General features: G+C 49.6%; 23 protein-coding genes. 13 read left to right on the plus strand and 10 right to left on the minus strand.

What is annotated here, in order from left to right; genetic code table 11:
• The coding region (locus HYW18_02695; protein MBI2485027.1) for a GIY-YIG nuclease family protein at nt 1-237 on the minus strand (237 nt) is incomplete at its 3' end.
• 202 nt (nt 238-439) lie between these two features.
• Here HYW18_02695 and HYW18_02700 point away from each other — a divergent pair.
• The 3 genes from HYW18_02700 (at nt 440) to HYW18_02710 (ending at nt 3815) form a co-directional block, all read left to right on the plus strand.
• Complete coding sequence (locus HYW18_02700) at nt 440-751, plus strand: hypothetical protein (protein MBI2485028.1); 312 nt, start codon at nt 440-442, stop codon at nt 749-751.
• Nucleotides 752-753: 2 nt separating this feature from the next.
• Entirely contained in the window at nt 754-2490 is a 1737-nt protein-coding gene (locus HYW18_02705; protein MBI2485029.1) for a DNA primase, read from the plus strand.
• Between the two features lie 80 nt (nt 2491-2570).
• A complete protein-coding gene (locus HYW18_02710; GenBank protein ID MBI2485030.1) occupies nt 2571-3815 on the plus strand; it encodes a sigma-70 family RNA polymerase sigma factor in 1245 nt (414 codons plus the stop codon).
• A 63-nt stretch (nt 3816-3878) separates the two neighbouring features.
• On the opposite strand, the gene HYW18_02715 is transcribed toward HYW18_02710, so the two are convergent.
• From HYW18_02715 to HYW18_02725, 3 genes are all read right to left on the minus strand, one after another.
• The gene (locus HYW18_02715; protein MBI2485031.1) at nt 3879-4805 is read right to left on the minus strand and encodes a putative metal-binding motif-containing protein; all 927 of its coding nucleotides are present in this window, start codon (nt 4803-4805) and stop codon (nt 3879-3881) included.
• 144 nt (nt 4806-4949) lie between these two features.
• Nucleotides 4950-6062, minus strand: coding sequence for a DUF2914 domain-containing protein (locus HYW18_02720; protein MBI2485032.1), 1113 nt, complete (start codon nt 6060-6062; stop codon nt 4950-4952).
• Between the two features lie 3 nt (nt 6063-6065).
• The gene (locus tag HYW18_02725; protein MBI2485033.1) at nt 6066-6761 is read right to left on the minus strand and encodes a DUF2892 domain-containing protein; all 696 of its coding nucleotides are present in this window, start codon (nt 6759-6761) and stop codon (nt 6066-6068) included.
• A 20-nt stretch (nt 6762-6781) separates the two neighbouring features.
• On the opposite strand from HYW18_02725, the gene msrA reads away from it, so the two are divergent.
• Complete coding sequence (gene msrA / locus HYW18_02730) at nt 6782-7273, plus strand: peptide-methionine (S)-S-oxide reductase MsrA (protein MBI2485034.1); 492 nt, start codon at nt 6782-6784, stop codon at nt 7271-7273.
• Here the strand turns inward: msrA and msrB are convergent.
• Entirely contained in the window at nt 7245-7640 is a 396-nt protein-coding gene (gene msrB, locus HYW18_02735) for a peptide-methionine (R)-S-oxide reductase MsrB (GenBank protein MBI2485035.1), read from the minus strand. The two genes, msrA and msrB, sit on opposite strands and share 29 nt — an antisense overlap.
• 71 nt (nt 7641-7711) lie before the next feature.
• On the opposite strand from msrB, the gene HYW18_02740 reads away from it, so the two are divergent.
• Both HYW18_02740 and HYW18_02745 read left to right on the plus strand, forming a co-directional pair.
• Nucleotides 7712-9175 (plus strand): ABC-F family ATP-binding cassette domain-containing protein, encoded by a 1464-nt coding sequence (locus tag HYW18_02740; protein ID MBI2485036.1) that lies wholly within the window; start codon nt 7712-7714, stop codon nt 9173-9175.
• Between the two features lie 92 nt (nt 9176-9267).
• On the plus strand, nt 9268-10056 hold the full coding sequence (locus tag HYW18_02745; GenBank protein ID MBI2485037.1) for a hypothetical protein: 789 nt from the start codon (nt 9268-9270) through the stop codon (nt 10054-10056).
• A 15-nt stretch (nt 10057-10071) separates the two neighbouring features.
• Here HYW18_02745 and HYW18_02750 read toward each other — a convergent pair whose 3' ends face one another.
• Nucleotides 10072-10404 carry a hypothetical protein gene (locus tag HYW18_02750; GenBank protein MBI2485038.1) on the minus strand — a complete coding sequence of 111 codons (333 nt, stop codon included), beginning with the start codon at nt 10402-10404 and terminating at the stop codon, nt 10072-10074.
• Between the two features lie 142 nt (nt 10405-10546).
• Between HYW18_02750 and HYW18_02755 the strand changes: the two genes are divergently transcribed.
• Nucleotides 10547-10804: a GIY-YIG nuclease family protein gene (locus HYW18_02755; protein MBI2485039.1), complete on the plus strand. Its 258-nt coding sequence runs from the start codon at nt 10547-10549 to the stop codon at nt 10802-10804.
• A 584-nt stretch (nt 10805-11388) separates the two neighbouring features.
• Here HYW18_02755 and HYW18_02760 read toward each other — a convergent pair.
• The 4 genes from HYW18_02760 to HYW18_02775 form a co-directional block, all read right to left on the minus strand.
• On the minus strand, nt 11389-11571 hold the full coding sequence (locus HYW18_02760; protein MBI2485040.1) for a helix-turn-helix domain-containing protein: 183 nt from the start codon (nt 11569-11571) through the stop codon (nt 11389-11391).
• A 3-nt stretch (nt 11572-11574) separates the two neighbouring features.
• The gene (locus tag HYW18_02765) at nt 11575-13494 is read right to left on the minus strand and encodes a site-specific DNA-methyltransferase (protein ID MBI2485041.1); all 1920 of its coding nucleotides are present in this window, start codon (nt 13492-13494) and stop codon (nt 11575-11577) included.
• 10 nt (nt 13495-13504) lie between these two features.
• Nucleotides 13505-16195 (minus strand): DEAD/DEAH box helicase family protein, encoded by a 2691-nt coding sequence (locus HYW18_02770; protein MBI2485042.1) that lies wholly within the window; start codon nt 16193-16195, stop codon nt 13505-13507.
• A 97-nt stretch (nt 16196-16292) separates the two neighbouring features.
• Nucleotides 16293-16562 (minus strand): hypothetical protein, encoded by a 270-nt coding sequence (locus HYW18_02775; protein MBI2485043.1) that lies wholly within the window; start codon nt 16560-16562, stop codon nt 16293-16295.
• A 264-nt stretch (nt 16563-16826) separates the two neighbouring features.
• Here HYW18_02775 and HYW18_02780 point away from each other — a divergent pair, with 264 nt between their 5' ends.
• From HYW18_02780 to HYW18_02805, 6 genes are all read left to right on the plus strand, one after another.
• Nucleotides 16827-17123, plus strand: coding sequence for a helix-turn-helix transcriptional regulator (locus HYW18_02780; protein ID MBI2485044.1), 297 nt, complete (start codon nt 16827-16829; stop codon nt 17121-17123).
• Nucleotides 17124-17127: 4 nt separating this feature from the next.
• On the plus strand, nt 17128-17610 hold the full coding sequence (locus HYW18_02785) for an ImmA/IrrE family metallo-endopeptidase (protein ID MBI2485045.1): 483 nt from the start codon (nt 17128-17130) through the stop codon (nt 17608-17610).
• A 207-nt stretch (nt 17611-17817) separates the two neighbouring features.
• Nucleotides 17818-18207, plus strand: a complete 390-nt coding sequence (locus tag HYW18_02790) for a hypothetical protein (protein MBI2485046.1) — start codon at nt 17818-17820, stop codon at nt 18205-18207.
• Nucleotides 18208-18209: 2 nt separating this feature from the next.
• Entirely contained in the window at nt 18210-18836 is a 627-nt protein-coding gene (locus tag HYW18_02795; GenBank protein MBI2485047.1) for an alpha/beta hydrolase, read from the plus strand.
• A 264-nt stretch (nt 18837-19100) separates the two neighbouring features.
• Nucleotides 19101-19724: a hypothetical protein gene (locus tag HYW18_02800; protein MBI2485048.1), complete on the plus strand. Its 624-nt coding sequence runs from the start codon at nt 19101-19103 to the stop codon at nt 19722-19724.
• Nucleotides 19717-20178: an HIT family protein gene (locus HYW18_02805; GenBank protein MBI2485049.1), complete on the plus strand. Its 462-nt coding sequence runs from the start codon at nt 19717-19719 to the stop codon at nt 20176-20178. Before HYW18_02800 ends, HYW18_02805 begins: the two co-directional genes overlap by 8 nt.
• Nucleotides 20179-20295: the final 117 nt, after the last annotated feature.

Below are 20295 nucleotides of genomic sequence, written 5' to 3' on the forward strand. Positions count from 1 at the left end.
ATGTAGTAACTGTTTAAAGGCCTCACCTCCTTTGTAACTTTTTATTTGCTGCTCCCGTTTCCACGCATCAGTTTTCTTGACGAATGGTTCGGTCCACACCACATGCCAAGGGCCACGGTTTCTTGTCGACGTGGTATCCCCTCGGTTATGTCTTCGAAGACGATCCTCGAGATCCGATGTCATCCCGATATAATACCTCCCAGATGACTCGCTCTTGAGAATATAGACGATGAACATATAAGGCAAGCGCATCCCGCCTTTGGCGGGACCCCGCCGTAGGCGGTGGCTAGGCCGCTATGCGACCCCTCCAAAGCAGGCGTAGTATAGACAAAGGTTCCAGGATAGGCAATATCCCATCTCCCGGAGTTAAGTACTGAATTTCCTAACCTTTTATTTTTCTACATGAAAATCTATAGGGCGTGCTACAATGCCTTTTGTTATGAAAATGCTCTTCCCGGAGAACTACCATGACTCTTCTAGGAATCTCATTATGAGGTGCGGCTATGCCGAATTTCGGGATCCGAAGACCGGAAAGATCAGTTATGTCCGCCGTCCGGGGCAAGGATTCTACCCGCGCTTTCACGTGTATCTCCAAACGCACCCGCAGGGATTCGTGGTAGATATTCACTTGGACCAGAAGCAGCCAAGCTACGGGGGCGGGACGCACATGCATTCGGGGGAATATACGGGGACGGCTGTGCATGAAGAACTCGCGCGTATTGCGGAACACATAACCGGGAGGAAAAGTTGATTGTGGATGTCAAAGAAGAAATCCGGAATCGAGTAGATATTGCAGACTTCATCGGCGAATATTTAGAATTGAAAAAGGCGGGGGCGGGGAGCTTCAAGGCCGTCTGTCCTTTTCACGCCGAGAAGACCCCGTCATTCCACGTCTCGAAAGAAAAACAAATTTGGCATTGTTTCGGCTGCGGGGAAGGTGGGGACGTGTTCGCCTTTCTTATGCGCATGGAGGGGATTGAGTTTCCGGAGGCCCTGCGTCTTTTAGGGAAGCGTGCTGGCGTGGAAATCCCGCGATTCAGTTCCACCGAGTCTAACGAACGTTCGCGTGTGGTGGAAGTGAATACGATGGCGCGCGCCTTTTATGCGAAAGTTCTCGAGACTTCTACTCTCGCGCTCGAAGCGCGGGAGTATGTAGCAAAGCGCGCTATTCCCCAGGAACTCGTACAAGACTTTGGATTGGGCTACGCGCCTGATCGATGGGATGGGCTTGTGGTGGCGCTTCGCAAACGGGATTTTTCCGACCAGGAACTTCTTGCTGCCGGCCTGGCTCAACGTGGCCGCATGGGTCTTATTGATCGCTTCCGCAACCGCCTCATGATCCCGCTTGAAGATGCACATGGTAATACGGTTGGGTTTACGGCGCGCGTTCTTCCTTCCGCAACCGCGGATGCGGGGCCGAAGTATCTCAACTCTCCAGAAACTGCCGCTTATCACAAAGGAGAAATTCTTTTCGGTCTCTCAAAGGCAAAGCAAGACATTAAACGTGAACACACGGTCATTATTGTTGAGGGGAATCTTGACGTTATCGCTTCGCATAAAGCAGGAGTGAAGCACGTCGTCGCAAGCTCCGGGACGGCGCTCACGCAGGCACAAATTCAACTTCTCAAGCGTTACACAACGCGCCTCATATTTTGTTTCGACCAAGATGCAGCAGGTTTTGCGGCCGCGCTGCGTGGGATTCACTTAGCCACGGAGCTTGGGTGCGACGTAGAAGTGCTTCTCATTCCTCGCGAAGCAGGGAAAGATCCGGACGAGGTTGTGCAAAAAGATCCAGAACTCTGGCGACGGATTGTTTCCGTACCGGTGCCGATCATGCCGTATTATTTTGAACACGCAACGCGAGGAAAGAATCTGCAAGATGTTGTGGTCAAACGTGAAGTCGGCCATTTCTTGCTTGGCGAAATCGGGCGGCTCTCGGACGCCATTGAGCGTGAGCATTGGCTCCAAAAACTCTCAGACCTCTTGCGTACCGACATCAGTGTTCTTCGTTCTTTGCTTATTCAAAAACCGTCTTCTCCCGCCTCTGTCACCGAACATCCAGTACCTCTTCCTCCCAAAACCCCCCAATCTCGTGCCGAGAAGGCTTTTGAGCAAATTCTTGGGGTTTTCGTGCAATTTCCTCGCCAGCGTGCCACCATCGCCGCCACTCTTGCCCCGAGCGAATCTTACGGACCCCTCAACGAGCTTTACCGAATTTTGTTGGAAGCGTATAATTCCGGCAAATTTGAAACGTGGAGTGCGGCGCCTACCCCCGAGCATCTTGCACGACGCCTCATCGCGGTGGGCGAAGAGGTGGCAGAGCGCGTGGAGTCGGAGCATCTTGAGCCCTATGTGAAGGAACATTTGCAAGTGGTTCTTGATGGGTGCGCGCGTTTTGCAAAAAAAGAACTCTTAGCTGAACTGCGCCAGGCTGAAGCGCGTGGGGATGCCGAAGCCGTTTCAAGAATTCTTACTCAATTTTCTTCTTAAGCCGTTTTCCTCTTGCCCCCTCGGCCGCCTTGGAGACTGGATTCCCGTCTCTCGGATGCGCCGCCGGCCAAGACACGAGTATGGCCAAACACAAACCGTCTCCCAAAAAGACCCACGCGCGCCGCGCTGGTGGGCGCAAGGCTGTTTCAAAAAAGCCTCCGTTTTCTCGTACACCCAAGAAGGGAGGACAGAAGCCTTCCCCAAAGCGCGAGCGGTATGTTCCCGTACCGGCGCCAATGCCCGCGCAAGTAGAACGCCTTCTTTCCAAAGGCCACATGCGCGGATTCGTTACGGAGCAAGAGGTGCTGTTTGTTTTTCCAAATTTAGAGGACTACCTTCCTCTCTATGAGGAGTTTCTCGATCGGCTGGATCGTGAGGGCGTGGTGCTTGTGGAAATGAAGGAAGGGATTTTGGGACGGCAGACCGACCGCGACGACGTCTACCAAAAAATCCGCCAGTCGTTCGAGCCTGCGATGAAGGGCGTGGACTTTTCCAACCTTACACAGGATTCTATCCAGCTGTATCTGCGTGAGATAGGACGCATCCCTCTTCTTAATGCGGAACAGGAAGTCGGGCTTGCCAAACGTAAGGAACGCAATGAAAAAGAGGCCGAGCGTCGGCTTATCGAGGCGAACCTCCGCCTTGTTGTTTCGATTGCAAAGAAGTTTGTAGGAAAGTCGCTCTCCCTTCTTGATCTTATCCAAGAGGGCAACATCGGCCTTTTCCGTGCTGTGAAAAAGTTTGAGTATCGAAAGGGCTACAAATTTTCCACCTATGCCACGTGGTGGATCCGCCAAGCGATCACGCGCGCGCTTGCTGATCAGTCACGCACCATCCGTATTCCTGTGCACATGGTGGAGACCATTAACCGATTCCAGCAAGTGGAGCGCCGACTCATTCAAGACTTGGGGCGCGAGCCGTTGCCTGAAGAGATCGCGGCCGAGATGAACGAGGACGTGGATAAGGTGCGCCATATCATTAAAATCTCCCAAGACACTGTTTCGCTGGAGACGTCGGTGGGGGACGATGATGATGCCGATTCAAAGCTCGAGGACTTTATTAAAGACGTGAAGACGATTTCGCCGGACCGGTCGGCCGCGCGAGAGCTGTTGAGCAGTTATGTGCGTGAGGCTATGCGCGACCTCTCTCCGCGCGAGCAAAAGATTTTAGAAATGCGGTTTGGACTTGCCGATGGCGTGTCGCACACGCTTGAGGAAGTGGGGAAAGAATTTGATGTCACGCGTGAACGTATTCGCCAGATTGAAGCGAAGGCTCTCGAAAAAATTCAAGCCAGCCCGCTCATCGAGAAGTTGCGAGATTATTAATACAAACGAAAACGCCGGAAGAATCCGGCGCAGAAGAAGGAACACGAGTGAGGCGTGTCAGTCCTAGTTGAGGAAGACGACGACGCACTCCACGTTGTCATCCGCGTTGGCGGAGGACGGGCAGTTCAGGTTGATGGCGGCGTTGTTCCACGTGCAGGGGAAGAAGTACGTGTAGAGCAACACCGAACACGCGTCGTCCGCGTAGACTTCGATGTTGATGTCGTATCCGCTCGCGCAACTTACATTCACAAGGACATCTACCTGTGCTGCCTGGTTGTCGATGTTCGTGGGGAGATTGGTAACTATCCCATCCTCGACGGAGACAAAATCGAGGTAACCAGTACCGCTTCCCACCGGGCACGTCGTTGAGCAGCCCAGGTTGCAATCGTCGTCGTAGAAGGTCAGGGTTGCAAGGTTGCAGCCTTCGGAGTAGTCGAGGAGGCCGTCGCAATCATTGTCCACAGTGCCATCGCAGAGCTCGTAGGCGCCTGGGTAGGTGTTTGCGCTCCCGTCCGCGCAGTCCCCGGTGACGAGTGCACTGTAGGAACCGGCGGGCGCGCACAGCGACTGAGAAGCGGCCCCGTTAGCGGCGAACCCGTCGCCGTCACCGTCGAAGTAGTACGTCGTGTAGGGTTCATCGCCCATGCCGTTGCAGTTCTGGTCCACTCCGTTGCAAGACTCGGAGGCGCCGGGATGGATGGCGCTGTTCGTGTCATCGCAGTCATCTCCGGTGGCGCACGAGATCGCGCTCAAGTACCCATCGCCATCGTCGTCGGCTGTCTCGTCCGTCTCGCCGTCGCAGTCGTTGTCGGTGCCATCGCACGTCTCGTTGCCGCCAGGATGGATGGACGGATTGAGGTCGCTGCAGTCGCCCCCGCACTCGGCATACCCGTCGCCGTCGTTGTCTGCTTCCAAAGGAAACGAGTCGCCGGAGCAGTTCGTGTCCATCCCGTCGCAGAGAGCCTCTTCCGCACCCGGGCACGCAGGCATTCTGCAAGCACAGGGGGGTGAGGGCGATGCACAGGTAGAGGGGAAGGTACGCACGAGACATGGAACACTCCTCCTTCTAGAGTAGGCGTACTCTAGGTAGAGGCTAGCGTATCAACTAAACAATATATTGCAAGGTTTACCATCTTATTGTTTGATCTCGACGAGTTTCGGGAGTTCAGAGACTGTTTCTACATCAAATCGCACGCGCCCGAGGGTCTGGCCCGCTGGCGTTTGAACATCCACGCGCCATTTGCCTGGGGCCAAAGCAGATTTCATGGAATATCCTCGGTATCCCGCATCGCGTCCGCCAACGACAGAAAAAGAGAGTGCATCCTTTTCGATCCAAGCTCGTTTGGACGGATCGTAATATTGCCACACATGCACAATGCGCGTGCGCAACTCCGTGGGGGCAAAGATAGCAGAAAAGACGTATGCTGGATCATTGCGCTCTAGGTGCAGAGTTGTCCCCGGCAAAATATTTTCGAGCCAAGATGTTTTCTCGGTAAGTACGGTATACGAGTCGCCCATCCGAGTGATGCGGTGATAGGTTCCTGCCTCACGCAACGAAAGGGGAATGGGCGGAATGACGTTGAGGATGTACAGGGCGTTCATGGAAAGAAAAATAGCGAGGAATACGGTCATGATCCGCCGCCGAATGTTGTCAATGCGCTTGATAATGGAAGAAAGTCCGCGGAGGTACGCGCCTGCTAAGGCGAGACTCAAAAATCCACTCAAGAAAAATATCTGCGGCTCGATGGAGTTAAGAAAAAATGGCAAAGCAAGAGTAAAGAGGGAGAACAGCGTGAAAAAGTATACGCCAAGCTGGACGGTTGGACGAAGGTAGATATGCCTCCATTGGTCGTTGCCGATCATGAGAAGGGCGACAAGCACAAGGAGAGGCCAGCTTACCGAGAAAGCGCCGCTAAACCAATAGAAGATGAGAGAGGCGGAGAGGAGGGCACCAAAGAGGAACTGAAGAACGAGGGGGGTGGAGAGACGCATGTAGCGCAGAGCAAATCCACGGGTAGGGCTCGCGAGCTTTTCATCGTAGAAGTGCATGTACGCAATGGTCGCTCCAGCGAGGATGGTGTAGACCGCAAGGAGTAGGATGAAGGTCTGCAGATTGATGCTTCGGAATGTCAGAAAGTCTACGGCAACACCAAACAAGAGGATGGCGGGGATGAGAATCCGCTCATAGCGCTTGTAGAGCGCCTTCCATTGTTCGTATCGCACCCACTGTTTTGCTAGCTCTTTCATGCGCTAGGACTTTTGGCGCGCGCTACGCCATTCCATAATCCAGTTGTAGGCGAGCAAGAGTTCCACCCAAAACATAATGACGTTGAGGCCGTGCGTGCTCGGACTGAGCCATCCGGCGGCAAAGTAGAAGTTCTTGTTCATGCAAGCACCGACCAGAAGCGAAACGACGGCGAGGACGATAGCGGCGGTTTTCCACGATGCGCGTTTCGCATAAATGTAGACGACGGCAGAGACGACGAGCCCGGTGCCTGCAAGAATCTCTCCCCACACAACAAGGTTCCCCAGAAGGGTCGCGTTCTCTACGGCCCATCCTTCCAAAAAGTTCCTATACCACGTGGATGGATTATTGATGGCGAAACGCTGAAGAGTCTCCGGCATCCCCGCGACAAACGCTCCCTCTTTCAGTTTTCCTATACCACCGACAAGCCACTCGTAGGCGAGGACGATCTGAATGCCTGCGAGGGTTACAAGGCGAATCTGCTCCGGGCGCATGCGATCGCGCGCGGAAGATACGCCGAGCCTGTGCGCCAACGGGCAACGACCGAGAGCGGCCTCAAGCAGCGCACCGACGCCGACGAGGGCGGAAAGAACTTGGGCGATCGTACGGTCGAAAAGCCATACAGCAGCAGCGAGGAAAGAGAGGGCGAGGAGTGCGCGCACGGCGCGGTCAAACGCCGAAAGATTGATGGGGTATTTCATATTGCGTATAGTATACGCCTATGGCAACGAAGCAAGCGACTTTTGCCGGTGGATGTTTTTGGGGGATGGAAGAGCTGTTCCGGAAACTTCCGGGTGTTGTCGGAACGGAAGTGGGGTACACAGGAGGGGCAAATCCGAATCCAACATACGAAAATCATCCCGGACACGCCGAGGCGCTCCAAGTAACCTACGACCCATCGCAGATCATCTATCGGCAACTACTGGATTTCTTTTTCCGCATTCACGATCCAACCACGCGTAATCGACAGGGAAATGACGTCGGCGCTTCGTACCGCTCGGCGATCTTCTATGCGAATGAAGATGAGAAGCAAGAAGCTGAAGCGTTTATAGACATCGTAAATGCATCTGGGCGCTGGAGCAGTTCCGTTGTCACTACGCTTGAACCTCTTACCGCCTTTTATCCTGCCGAAAGCTTCCATCAAGACTATCTCCAAAGAAATCCCGACGGCTATACTTGTCACGTCACGAGGTTCGGAAGTTATCTTTCTTGAACTGAAGAGCGGCAGAGTTGATGCAAAATCGCTTGCCCCCACAATCGGCGGGGCCGTCGCTAAAGAGGTGGCCGAGGTGCCCGCCACAAGATTTGCACACGACCTCGGTACGGGACATGCCAAGCGATTCGTCGACATGAAGTTTCACGTTGCCTGCATCGATTACGTCTGTAAAACTCGGCCAGCCGGAGCCGCTATCGAATTTCTTCTCACTTGAAAACAGCGGCGCTCCGCACCCTGCACATGCGTATGTCCCGTCCTCGTGGTGATTGATAAACTCGCCTGTAAACGGAGCTTCGGTGCCTTTCTCGCGCAGCACGCGATACTGCTCCGGAGTCAGTTTTTTCTTCCAATCGTGGTTGATCATAGTGGCCTCTTATCCATAGTATTCTTCGCGCGTCGCTTTTTGTTGCTCTGCATGGTATAACCTTCGTCGCTATGGCACAAGGCAACACGGTTCTGCGGTTCGAAGACGTCTCTTTTGGCTACAAACAAGACGAACTCATTTTGGATGAGGCGAGTTTTTCTGTGCGCGAAGACACCAAGATCACGCTCATGGGACAAAATGGCGCAGGGAAGAGTACGATCTTCAAACTCATTACATCTGAATTGAAGCCGACGCACGGAAACATCCATGTGCCGGCCGGGGTAAGCATTGCCACAGGCAAGCAAGTCATGGCACGCGAGCATCTCACAGAGACGCTTCGCGTATACTTTGCGCATGCTTTTGCGGAGGTGCCGCGTAATTTGGACAAGCGCATTGCGGATGTTCTTGAGGTGGTGAACCTCTCGGCACCGCTTGAGAAGATTGTTGGCGAATTTTCCGGCGGGCAGCAAGCGCGACTGCTTCTTGCCTACGCGTTGATTCAGGAGCCGGACATTCTATTGTTGGATGAACCAACAAATAATCTTGACCGCGACGGCATCGATCATCTGACGACGTTTCTTATCATGTATCCAAAAACAGTTTTGGTTATTTCGCACGACGCGGATTTCTTAAACAGTTTTACCGAAGGCGTGCTGCACCTTGATGTCTACACAGGGAAGGTCGAGAAGTACGATGGAAATTACACAGATGTTGTGGAAGAGATCGCGGTACGCATCGAACGCGATCGGGCAAAAAACGCGCAGCTTCTAAAGACGATTCAAGATCGCAAGGACAAAGTAAACTTTTTTGCGCACAAAGGAGGGAAGATGCGCAAGCTTGCGAGCAAGTTAAAAGATCAAGTCGAAGAAGCGGAAGAAAACATGGTGGATGTGCGGCGTGATGACCGGACCATCAATGACTTTGTGATTCCCGCACAGCCGTGGCCGGAACCCGTGGCGCATCTGCGCTCGGTGAAGGTGATTTTAGACCACGAAGCGCACCAGGTGGAAGTGGATTTCACGTTTCGTCGCGGCGATCACGTGCTGATCTCTGGCCCAAATGGGATAGGGAAAAGCACGCTTTTGCGAACACTTGCCGAAGGGAAGGATGATCGCGCAACGATTGCCGATGGAGTGAAGGCGGGGTATTACCGACAGGATTTCTCTGGGCTCAATTTCAATGAAACGGCGTATGCATCGCTTGCGTCCATGATGGAAGAACCAGACAATGAGACGATACGACGCACAGGCGCGCAGTTTTTATTGAGCGGCGACGCGCTTGCAACGACGGTTGGCGCGCTTTCAGAAGGGCAAAAGGGGCTTCTGTGTTTTGCGCGGTTCGTTCTGCAAGAGCCCGGGCTTCTTATCTTCGATGAGCCGACAAACCACATCAACTTTCGCCACCTGCCCGTGATTGCGCGAGCACTCGATGCCTACGAAGGTTGCCTCCTTGTTGTAAGCCACGCAGAAGAATTCGTCCGTCAAATCCGTTTTGACCAAACCCTCGACCTCTCGACGCTTATAAAAAACGCATGAGGATGAACGATAGTTTACGGACATCTCTATTTCCGCCTGGGGATAATGTCGTGTAGATTTCCACGTCGTTTTTCTGTTATGATGCCTTCAGTATGAAATACCTTGTCATCGTCTTTGACATCTTTTTTGCGAGCATGGCCACAAGCGTGTTTGCCGCCAAAGCGCCACAGCCAAATGATGATCGAAATAACCTCTTGCGTTACATTCGATACGAATGCACAGTTGAATGTATGGGAAGTAAGGACACGAAAAAAACGTATGACGAGCTTACCGCGTGTACAGATGAGTGCATCGGAAAGCCAAAGGAATGGATCCGAGATTCCGCCAAGCAGCAACGAGGCTTTTGTACAGACTCTCAGAGCACGGAGGAAGAATTAAGTTCAGTTTCTTATTGTCGAGTCGTGGCAAGCAAGCGCGACCTTGTGGAATATCAACTTAATTTTAACACGTCAAACGGTTGTCCTGTTGGCGCTGACTTCAAAAAAGATAAATGCCGATGTCCTTTTGGAAGTAGGATTGATAAAGGCCACACTTCCTGTCGTGAGAACAAAGTCGTGAAGGGTGTAAAAGAGGGTTTCCGATTTTTTACGGACTTATTTAAGCCTGATAAAGACAAAGAAGGAGAAGAAAACACCGCGCCAGTACCTACAACATCGACTCCGCCGACAGAACAGCCACCCGTACAGCCGGTGCAAAAGAACACCCAGCCTGAACCAGCTCAAGCGATTCCGAATCCGTTCGAAGGCGCCAGCACATTCACCTACGAAGATTGCATCCAGACAGCAACACCAGACGTTCTTGCAAATTATGCGGACCGCGCAGGCATCTCACGCGGCGCCATGCCCACTGCAGAACAACTCTGCGCACGGTTGAAGAAATAAAAACGAGAAGTCTGATCAGGAAGACTCAGATAAATACTTACGGGCTTTAACGAATACCTTACGTTCAAGAGCCGTCAACGGGTCAATGCGCAACTCCCGAGCTATCAAAAAGAGAATATTGAAAACATCGGCGAGCTCGTCTTCAAGATGCTGCTCTGGAGAGCAAGTTTCTTCCCCCAGCTTTTTCATGCGGGACTTACCTTGACTTGAAAGCAGAGCCTCGGCTAATTCTCCCATCTCCTCCATCAGCTTGAGCAAAAGATACTCGCGATCCATCACGATCCCGTGTTTTTTCTTATAGCGTTCCGCGTTGGCCTCAATGAGACGCTGGACTTCTTGAAATTCCATAAGTTATTTCTTGACCATATCTTACTTGACCCATTTGCGCTCCATGTTATCATACCCGCGCCCTTCACAGGCATACCTTCCGGGGTAGTCTCCGACCCTACGGGTCGTAGACCCGGAGGGCTCAGCGGCATGAGTCACTCGTATGTTCTTTGTCTATCTGATACAAAGTGAAAGCGACCAAAGGTATTACATTGGGCAGACGCAAGATCTCACTGCCCGACTAGAGGAGCATAATAACGGAGAAGTCCCCTCGACATGTAATAGAGTCCCCTTTCGCTTGATCGGATACGAGACCTACAAGACACGATCAAAAGCGCGCTGGCGTGAATACTCGTTGAAAAAGAGTGCTCACAGACGGAAGCAATTCATCGAACATGTAAGTAAAAATATTCCGGGGTAGCTCAGCGGCAGAGCAGTGGACTGTGACCAGGATCAAGCGATCCAAATAGCAGCTTCCTGCGGAGACGCAGGAATGAAAAGAGGGTGAACTGCTGGAAGCCGTCGCGTAAGACCAGCTAAGCTGGCCGAGCACGGTAATCAGCAGCCAAGCCCGCCGCATAGCTGAGGCAATGCAGGCGGGAAGGTTCAGAGACTATCCGCAAGGAGTACTCCGACGATGTCGGAGGAAGCGCCCTCCGTCCTTCGGGACGATGATATAGTCCACCCCTTAAGGAAACTTAAGGATACGTGTAATCCATTGGTCGTGGGTTCGATCCCCACCCCCGGAGCCACTAAATCCACTCAGTGCAAACTGGGTGGTTTTAGTTTGTTCGTGCCTTGCAAATAGTGCGGAAAAGCCATCTTTTGGTACACACTGAAACTCCCCGTCAGCAAAAATGAGTTCGGAAAACGCCTGCGTGACGATTTCTCGTTTTTCACTATTGGAGTGGACCCTGTACACTCCACTATTCTTCTGTTTCGATATTTAGCGTTTTGAAAACTGCTTCTATTTCTGATTCAGAATGTTGTGGTGTGTTTGGCATACTATTTCGTCTCAATCGAATCCAAGAACTTATCAAACTCCTCCTTCGGAATCCGATAACCCTTGCCGAGTCTGTGTGCCTTGAGCTTTCCGGCCTCGATGTAACGGTAAATGGTCATTTCGCTGACTCGTAGCTTCTCTGCCAGCTCAGAGACAAGATAGAAGTCTGGTATTTGGGTTGCCATACGTTAGAACAGCACGAGTGACTCCCCAAAAATCTGTGTGAGCTCCCATTTGCGAGTCGTATCAACGGCACGGTGTAGACCGATGAAACGAATATCTTTTTGACCCTCAAGAGCCTTGATGGTTGATTCTTTCAAATCTGCATCAAGACAAACGAGTGCGGAACGGTCTCCGTCCGTAACTTTCCAAACCGCATTGTCTGCAAACTGGTCGAGCTTCTCTTTGTTCATCGTGAGAGTGAAGCCCTGCTTGATGAGCATTTCGTATTGCAAGTCTGTCTCTTTGTTTTTTGGGTCAAAGAGTAGTTGCTGTTTTGCTCGCGCAAGATGTTCTTGAAATGCTTCAACGTTCTCTTCATCCGATTTTTCTGGGTCCGGTTGGTATGTGTTTTCAGGGAAGATGCTTGTTGTGAGCTTGAAGACCTTGAATCCAGTATCAACGTCAGGCTTCTCAGAATGAATCCGTTCACCCGCGCGTTTTACACGCTCGATAGTGATATCGGATATTTTTTTATACCCAGCTTTGAATGCCTCGCTTTTTTCGTCGGTTGCTTCTGGAATCTGAACCATTACGGATTTTCTATTTCCACCGTCTTCTTGGTTGAGATCCATTACTGCATGTCCTGTAGTTCCAGAACCGGCAAAAAAATCAACGATAATGTCCTCATTTTTTGTGATGGTTTTCAGTATGACTTTGATGAGCTCAAGTGATTTTGGCGATGGGAACAGTTTGGCTTTAGTCTCAAATAAATCATTGAATACTGCTTGTCCTTTTTCAGTAAAATACTTCTTATCGTTCAAGATGCTTTTGAGCATTTTCTCAGCCCCGCTGGCATATGATTTGCGGTATATCTTCCATTGGCCATTTACTTGCTTTGCTAACAAAAACTCCGTTTCATTCTCGCTTTTTTCTTTTCCCCAAGCCCAACACCCGTTGAAGCCGTCGTCCCAATCTGGATACACCGCAATGCCTTCCGGTGTTTTTCTCAAACTAATCTCTCCCGACTTATCGTCAACGAAAAATGGATAATGAAGGTTCGGACGATTATGCTTACCAAACTCTCTATGTGTGTTACGGAGTTCGAGAAGACGATATTTTCCACCGTCGTCTTCCTCAGAGTATTCCGCTGCTATTTGCTCAGCATCTTTCTCAATCGCGAAATAGCCCTTAGGGAGCTGTGTTTTCGAATAACACAATACGTACTCATGATTTGTAGCAAAATATTTATCTTGCGAACGACCTTTTGGATTGCAGAGAACAGTTAGCTGTGCGACAAAGTTTTCTTCACCAAAAATCTCATCCATTAGTTTTCGAAGGTGGTGTATTTCGTTATCGTCAATAGAAATAAACACGGCTCCTTCATCTTTCAACATCATCTGCGCCAACAAGAGACGTGGCATCATCATATTGAGCCAGTTGGTGTGGTAGCGGCCGGCGCTCTCGGTGTTTGTGTCCATCTTTACACCGTCACGGAAGAGGCCGTTTTTCTCCCAGTATGCCTGCTTGCCCTCGGAGTAATCATCTGAATAGACAGAGTCATGACCCGTGTTGTAGGGAGGGTCAATGTAGATACACTTCACTTTGTTGTAGTACGCCTTCGAAAGAAGTTTTAGAACCTCCAGATTCTCCCCCTCAATAATCACGTTTTGTGTTTTATCAAAATCAACGCTGCGCTCCACGTCGGGCGCAAGGCGAGCTTTGCTCGGGGTGAAGGCATGCTTCTTAGCGTGCATCTTGCCCGGCCAGCGGAACTCAAACTTTTCGCCAAGGGAAACGTCAAAGTTGTGTGCGAGAGCATGTACCTCCTCTACATTCAGCTTTCCCTCATCGGTAAACAAATCAGGATAGAGCCGCTTTATTGCCTCAAGGCGCTCGAGGCGGTGGTCAGGGCTCTGTAATGCTGGGTTTTGTGGTTCGTGCGTCATATAGGCGTATTTAGGCGGTCACAAGGCGTTCTGCTTTTCGTTCTGGGCGTTTGCCTTCATCCGCAATCGGTGGGAAGGCATCGGTCATGTAGTATTCCTCCAGGCCAATGGCTTTGAAATGAGCTATGGCACATCTTATTTTGGCTCGTTCCTCATCGTCGAGAACCGGTTGATTTTCTTGGAAGCCCTTAGTCTCAACGACGAAGTGGTAGGTGGTAGCCTCCCCCTCATCAATCGACCGCTTTTCTATGACCAGCGCCCAATCGGGGTTGTAGGGTCCAACGGGGGTTGGGATTTTGTACCAGTCTGGGAGTTTGATAAAACACCGGACCCGATTCTCTCCATCAATGTCTTGCGCGAAGCGTTTCTCGATGGAGCTGTTGTAGACAACGTGGTCGTACACGCCTCCGCTCACCTTGATTGCGTCCTGGTACGTCTCGAATGCCTCTTTGAACTCATCCTTGCCGTAACGGTCGCTCTTTGGTTCGTAGCGCACACAACGCACCATGGCGTGCTTGATGATACTCTTCATGGCTACGGATGCTTTGGAGAGAAACGCGACCGGATTTTGAGCTACTTTCTTTTGGTCGCGTACACCGTGAAGAATCTCTTCAATCGCTCCCATGGAGAGCCATGTCTCTTCTGCGAGCTCAGCGACGAGGTCGACTTTCGGAGCAGAGGCAACAGCGATATCTTTTATCTCTTCGCCTTTGTAGTCGTCGCTAAACGTGATGCCGTTTTGAGTATTTTGTTGCATGGAAGTAATGCGCGTGAGCGTGGCCTGCACGCGCGGGGGAGGAACAGAAAGACCATTGAGGGTTTTTACACAATCGTTCACGATGGTTTGTTCATCGAAATGAACGGTGTATTTGGTTTTGCGAGAAATAACCTCCCAGAGCCGGTCGAAATCTGAACTCTCAAAGACGGCTTTGTTGCGCTTCACTTTAGTGAGCGCTCGACGGGCATCTGTTAGTACCATCTCTTGCGCCTTATCTCCGTATTCATCTGCGAGCTCATTTTGATATTGCGAAACAAACTCGGCGTAGCTTTGGTTGGGAATAACGGTCAGCAAGTTAACCGGAATACCACTCTCCATTTTCTCCGGGTCGCGTACACGGCTGCCGGTCTGGTCTACGCAAATACGAAGTCCGCGTCCAATCTCTTGACGCTTCTGAATCACGCTCTCTGTTTCGTTGAGGGTGCATATGTTGAAGACGTTCGGGTTATCCCAACCAACTCCGAGTGCGGAGTGGGAGAACAAAAACTCGAGTGGTTCATCAACCGAAAGGAGTCTCTCTTTGTCGCGCATGATGAGGTCGAAAACGTCATCATTCTTTTGCATCGCGGCAACGCTGTCGGTCCATTCGCCCTTGCCGGTCTTGGCGAAGTATCCACCGTGCACAGCGTTCGTGTCACTCGGAAGTTTACCGTATTTTTTCTTATATTCCTCTGAGTAGCATTCGTTGAACAAACGACGAATCAAACCCTCCTCGTCAACGTAGTTAGCAACGCGGTCAATGAAAAAGAGTGACAACACTTTGACGCCAATCTCTGCCAACTGTTCCTTCTTTTTGAAATGTTGAGCAATCGTGAGCCGGATTTGTTCGCGGAAGATTGCCTCCTTGTCTTGCCCGTGACCGGCACCTTGCGCGAGCTCGGTTCCATTGGTGAATCGAATGCGGGCTACCTCATCACCCATATCCTTCCAGACGCGGTCGACAACCCAACCTTCGTAGGCGGGATTTTTGGTCTTCTTGCCGAGGTCATCATCCTTCGTCACTTTGATGGTCTTTTGTTTGAAACCTCCCCCAGCCAAACGAACCATAACGCCGATTTTTGCATGTGGCTGTTTACCAGCAGTAAAATCAACATCATGCACAACGATGTTTGTGGTGCTCTCTTTGTTTTCTTCATGGACAGACAGGACTTCTACCTGCTTCACGAGCCGCTTGTTGTACGCATCAAACGGCGTCAGCTGGTGGACGAGGTTCTTCACCACTTTGTGCGTGGCTGAGTAGCGCAACTTGAGGAGCGGATTGAGTCCCTCAAGACGCTTCACCATGTTGGGGGAGTCCATGCCCTCCTGTGGTTCGTCCATGATAATAACCGGCTGAACCTGGCGAATGAGTTCAATAAGTTTTTCGCCGCCATTGCTATCGCGTTCCTGGTTGATGATACGGTCATCCGTATTGAACGCCTGCACGTTCATGACCATGATTTGCAAATCGGCAGACTGTGCGTAACCGCGAATCATTGTTGGCTTTTTGCTGTCGTAGGCAAAGGCACGGTGGTTGACGCCGTAGATAGTTTTGAAATGGTCAGCGGCAATCTCAAGGGTCTTGAGTACACCCTCTTTCACCGCGATTGAGGGTACAAGAATAATAAACTTCGAAAGGCCGTAGGATTTGTTGAGTTCAAAAATCGTGCGCAGGTAGACATATGTTTTACCTGTACCTGTTTCCATCTCAACGGAAAAATCGAGCTCATCAATCGGTCGGGCATCGAGAATGTTGTTGAGTTTTGCTACACGGTCGCGATTCTCTCGCACAGCTTCTGGTGCGATGCGAAGGTCATTGGCACAAACGCCGGCAAAGAGCCGGTCTTCCGCGCGAACGTAGGGCGCTCCAACAAACAGTTGAACCACCGAAGCGATAGCATCAAGCTGGTACTGGAGGTTGGCTTCAAAGTGGAGCTTTAGCATATTCATTCTCGCAGGATTTTATAGTTGCAAGTATTCTATCATCTCTTAACAATGCTTAACAATAGAAAAGCCCCCGTACGGAGGGGCTTGCTGTGGACTAAGCGATATTCTCGTTCATCCACTTGGTAACTTCCTGAGATACGTTGAACGTAGACCAGTTGGACTTCACTTGAATGACCACCAGTCCATCATCCTTATCCATAACCGTCTTGAGGTCGTTAGCGACCTGCACAGCGGCTACATCTGTCTTGATGAGCCAAAGTGACTCAAGTGGTTTTGCCCACGTGCCGTAACTCTTAATCTTCTCGACCAACTTTTTGTAATCACGATTTGGCTGTCCCAAATCGTAGGAAACCAGATAAACCATAGCTCTAACGATAAGTGATTAGATGCTACCCTGGTTCGTCGCCACGTGATATTATGAAAGGGCCGTACCCCTAAGCATTGACCTGCCACGGGCGACGAACTGTTGGAGATAGCGCATGGGTAATCCCCGATGCGCTATTATTTTCTCACGCTCGTTTCTTGCTGTCAACTTTGGTTACAGACTAATCTTCCGTTCAATATTTGAAGGGGTTTTAACTTGGGGATAAAGTTGACAAAACCGCTCGAATGTACTATATTTCTTTATATGAATATCGGCGAAAATATCAAACTCATTCGTCGTACAAAGGGCATGACACAGGAGCAGTTAGCCAATGCCTTGGGGTATACGAAGTCTTTCCTTTCACTTGTTGAAAGTGGGGACCGGACACTCTCTTCAGAAGATATTGCACGCATTGCCGTTGCGCTTGGTGTTAGTGTTGAAGATATGCAATCACGGGTTGTTGTTCAGTTTCGCTCGGATTCTATTTCTTCGTCAGACCAGAAAAAAGTCGAAGAGGATTTTATAAAGTTTGCTCGAAATCTCAAAAACAGCCGTAACTAATCCTATGGAGGGCCTGACTGAAAAAATCAGAGTCATTCTTGAAAAACTGGCAATCACACAGCCTCCTATTGATATTGAAAAAGTGGCGGCTTACTTTGGAATCAATCTAGTTCCGTATGATAACTTCCCAGACAATGTTTCTGGCATGATTGTGCGCGACCAAAATGGAGACAACGAAAATATCTATATTGGGTTTAACTCAAAACAAGCTAAGGTGAGACAACGCTTCACCGTAGCCCACGAGCTCGGTCATTTTCTTAGTGGTCATGACGACCTAAAAATCGTTGAAGATACCTTTGATAAGGATACGGTAAAAGAAAGAGAGGCAAACAGCCTGGCCGCCGAGTTATTGATGCCCAAAGATTTTCTTGTTGCTGACATGAAGCTCGGGAAATACGATATTCCGTCCTTGGCTAGCCGATACGGGGTGAGTGAGCAAGCTATGTCGATTTGTCTACTTAAATCCGGGCTCCTCTCCAAAGTTTAGTTTTTGGTAGGCTACACATTCGTTGCTAGCTCACGAAACTTCCAAGAAACTTCTATTTTCTCCATGCTCACCCTGACCTGGCGGTAAATCGGCTCCAGTTCGGTAAAAATGTAGAGTTCGGAGCCAGATAACACACCTTGCGTTGCAAGGTGTGTTTTCTTTTTAGCGCATCTCGAATATACTTGTAAAAAACCATCCATTAGATTTATGAACTACAAAGGCGTAATAATTGAAGAAAGTTTAGAAAATAAAGATATTCTCAAAGATGTCAAAATCTTAGAGACGAAAGTCGAGGAAGTTGTAGAAGAACATAAAACTCCTTGGATAAAACAATGGACTTTACACACTGTTGAAATTTCAGAAAATCAAGTTGCTAGTGTCGCGGAAAAAATCAGCAAAGCATTGGATTCAAAACATAACTGGTATGCGGATTTGAAAAATGAAACTCATCATTACATTATTTTCCGCGACAAAGTTTTTTACATAGACCGAAAAAGTAAGGAACAATATGATGAAGCGAAACACTATGGCATTTCGCTCGGCATACCAGAATATCAAGTTGATTTTGCTCCTGACGATAAAGTTTGGGAAAGATAATTATGGCTACAAAAAGTAAGATCCAAGTGCTATTAGTTCATGGCGGAATGACCTTCAAAAATGAGAAGGACTATTTACATTACCTAAAAACCAAAAAAGTAACGACAAAGAAAAAGATTTCTTGGACGGGAGATTATTTAGAAAAAAGTTTAGGTAAAAGGTTTGAGATAATTTCGCCACGAATGCCTTTGCAGGATTTTGCGAAGTACAGAGATTGGAAGATATTTTTTGAGAGATATTTATCTCTTATCAAAAATAAATATATTTTGATCGGTTCGTCTTTGGGTGGAGTTTTCCTTGCAAAATATCTTTCTGAAAATAAACTTCGCAAAAAGGCCTTGTCGGTATATTTGGTTTGTCCGCCTTTCGACAATACATTGCCAGACGAAGATTTGGTCGGTGGCTTCACGCTTGGTAGTGATTTGTCGTTGATTGAGAAGAACTGCAAAAATCTTCATTTACTATTTTCAAAAGACGACGATGTTGTGCCCGCCTCTCATGCCGATAAATACAAGCAGAAATTGAAAAACGCCCATGTTGTGATTTACAAGAGCAAGGGCGGGCATTTCAACATCATCAAATTTCCTGAAATAGTTAAGATGATTTTTGCAGATATTAAAAGAAATTAGCCGCCGATTTTTGCAAAAAAGAAAGCCGAAGCCCGCGCGGATTCCTCCCCAGACCCCTCCTCCGCGCGGGCGAGTCCGTCGCCCCGCCTCCTTTGCCCCAGAAAAATAGTGGCGGGGCGCATCGCTTCAGATTTCGCTTCTTAGATTTGTGTATCAGATTCGGCAAAATGATTTCAAAAGTTTGCGAAGGTTTTAATTCGGGAGCCACATAGAACCGACGTGTTCAAACGCGTCGGTTTTATGTTTGTGATAGACTATTTTCGTATGACCTACAAAGCCATTTTCTTCGACGCAGACGGCGTTCTCATCAAAAACAAGTTCCTCTTCACAGAACAACTCAAACAGGACTTCGGTATTGAAATTGAAAAGATGCTTCCGTTCTTCAAGGGCGTATTTCGACAATGTACCGTCGGTAAAGCGGATCTCAAAGATGAACTCACGAAGGTCATCGGCGAGTGGGGCTGGAACGGTACAGTCGACGAGCTGATGGAATACTGGTTCACCAAAGGTACTCAGATAGATCAGGAAGTGCTGGAATATGTGAAGTCTATTCGAGGGCGTGACATCCGCTGTTACATGGCTACAGATCAAGAGAAATATCGCGGTGAGCACCTGGAGAAACTTCTTGGAAATGATCAGGTCTTCAAACGGGTCTTCTATTCAGCTCAAATCGGTTGTTCCAAGAAGGAACCTGCATTCTGGGATCATGTCTTTGAAACGGTCAACATGGCATCACGACCACCATTTCAAGAACTGATTGAACGCTCACAAATGCTTTTTATAGACGATGATCAACCGAAAATAGATGCTGTAGCCTCGTTCGGATTGGATACGCATCTGTACACCGATCTCGAGTCACTCAAGCAATGGTTGAACCAATATGTATAACCATGCACCAGAGGATTATAAATGTCCCATCTGTCTTGCAATCAAAGGTATCGAAAGCGACGACACCTGGATTATTCAAGATGACATCTTTTACCGCGATGATCTTGTAACCGGATTTATCAGCTCAAAATTCATCAAAGGCAATGAAGGGCACCCGGTGCTGGTTCCAAACGAGCATTACGAAAACCTCTATGATCTCTCGGAGATTGTCGGACATCGCATTTTCGACGTCTCTAAGCGCATCGCGACGGCGCTCAAGAAAATTCGTGGAGCCGATGGTATAACGATCCATCAAAGCAATGAGCCGGCGGGTGATCAACACGCGTTTCACTATCACCTTCACGTCGTCCCTCGATTCAACGGCGACCACTTCCATGAAGAGCTTTGGAAAGCCTCCCGATCTCAACCAGAGGAGCGAACCGCGTTTGCTAAGACATTACGAGATCTCCTGTGAGTCCTCTCCCTCCTGACTTCAAAGACCGACCGCGCATAGAGCGCTGGTGGATAAATCTGCAGGTGCTATTTCACCGTCGATCGGTGAAAGTTACCTGTTGCGAAACGTTTCGTACAG

Source organism: Candidatus Uhrbacteria bacterium (genome assembly GCA_016187485.1).
Classification (GTDB): domain Bacteria; phylum Patescibacteriota; class Patescibacteriia; order UBA9934; family UBA10169; genus JACPJO01.

Excerpts from the sequence above, each read along its gene's own strand:
- HYW18_02720 (MBI2485032.1), bottom strand. The coding sequence starts at position 6,062 with ATGAAAGAGCTAGCAAAACAGTGGGTGCGATACGAACAATGGAAGGCG.
- HYW18_02760 (MBI2485040.1), bottom strand. The coding sequence starts at position 11,571 with ATGGCAACCCAAATACCAGACTTCTATCTTGTCTCTGAGCTGGCAGAG.
- HYW18_02755 (MBI2485039.1), top strand. The coding sequence starts at position 10,547 with ATGTTCTTTGTCTATCTGATACAAAGTGAAAGCGACCAAAGGTATTAC.
- HYW18_02765 (MBI2485041.1), bottom strand. The coding sequence starts at position 13,494 with ATGACGCACGAACCACAAAACCCAGCATTACAGAGCCCTGACCACCGC.
- msrB (MBI2485035.1), bottom strand. The coding sequence starts at position 7,640 with ATGATCAACCACGATTGGAAGAAAAAACTGACTCCGGAGCAGTATCGC.
- HYW18_02790 (MBI2485046.1), top strand. The coding sequence starts at position 17,818 with ATGAACTACAAAGGCGTAATAATTGAAGAAAGTTTAGAAAATAAAGAT.
- HYW18_02710 (MBI2485030.1), top strand. The coding sequence starts at position 2,571 with ATGGCCAAACACAAACCGTCTCCCAAAAAGACCCACGCGCGCCGCGCT.
- HYW18_02745 (MBI2485037.1), top strand. The coding sequence starts at position 9,268 with ATGAAATACCTTGTCATCGTCTTTGACATCTTTTTTGCGAGCATGGCC.
- HYW18_02795 (MBI2485047.1), top strand. The coding sequence starts at position 18,210 with ATGGCTACAAAAAGTAAGATCCAAGTGCTATTAGTTCATGGCGGAATG.
- HYW18_02740 (MBI2485036.1), top strand. The coding sequence starts at position 7,712 with ATGGCACAAGGCAACACGGTTCTGCGGTTCGAAGACGTCTCTTTTGGC.
- HYW18_02700 (MBI2485028.1), top strand. The coding sequence starts at position 440 with ATGAAAATGCTCTTCCCGGAGAACTACCATGACTCTTCTAGGAATCTC.
- HYW18_02805 (MBI2485049.1), top strand. The coding sequence starts at position 19,717 with ATGTATAACCATGCACCAGAGGATTATAAATGTCCCATCTGTCTTGCA.
- HYW18_02750 (MBI2485038.1), bottom strand. The coding sequence starts at position 10,404 with ATGGAATTTCAAGAAGTCCAGCGTCTCATTGAGGCCAACGCGGAACGC.
- HYW18_02780 (MBI2485044.1), top strand. The coding sequence starts at position 16,827 with ATGAATATCGGCGAAAATATCAAACTCATTCGTCGTACAAAGGGCATG.
- HYW18_02770 (MBI2485042.1), bottom strand. The coding sequence starts at position 16,195 with ATGCTAAAGCTCCACTTTGAAGCCAACCTCCAGTACCAGCTTGATGCT.
- msrA (MBI2485034.1), top strand. The coding sequence starts at position 6,782 with ATGGCAACGAAGCAAGCGACTTTTGCCGGTGGATGTTTTTGGGGGATG.
- HYW18_02775 (MBI2485043.1), bottom strand. The coding sequence starts at position 16,562 with ATGGTTTATCTGGTTTCCTACGATTTGGGACAGCCAAATCGTGATTAC.
- HYW18_02785 (MBI2485045.1), top strand. The coding sequence starts at position 17,128 with ATGGAGGGCCTGACTGAAAAAATCAGAGTCATTCTTGAAAAACTGGCA.
- HYW18_02715 (MBI2485031.1), bottom strand. The coding sequence starts at position 4,805 with ATGCCTGCGTGCCCGGGTGCGGAAGAGGCTCTCTGCGACGGGATGGAC.
- HYW18_02725 (MBI2485033.1), bottom strand. The coding sequence starts at position 6,761 with ATGAAATACCCCATCAATCTTTCGGCGTTTGACCGCGCCGTGCGCGCA.
- HYW18_02800 (MBI2485048.1), top strand. The coding sequence starts at position 19,101 with ATGACCTACAAAGCCATTTTCTTCGACGCAGACGGCGTTCTCATCAAA.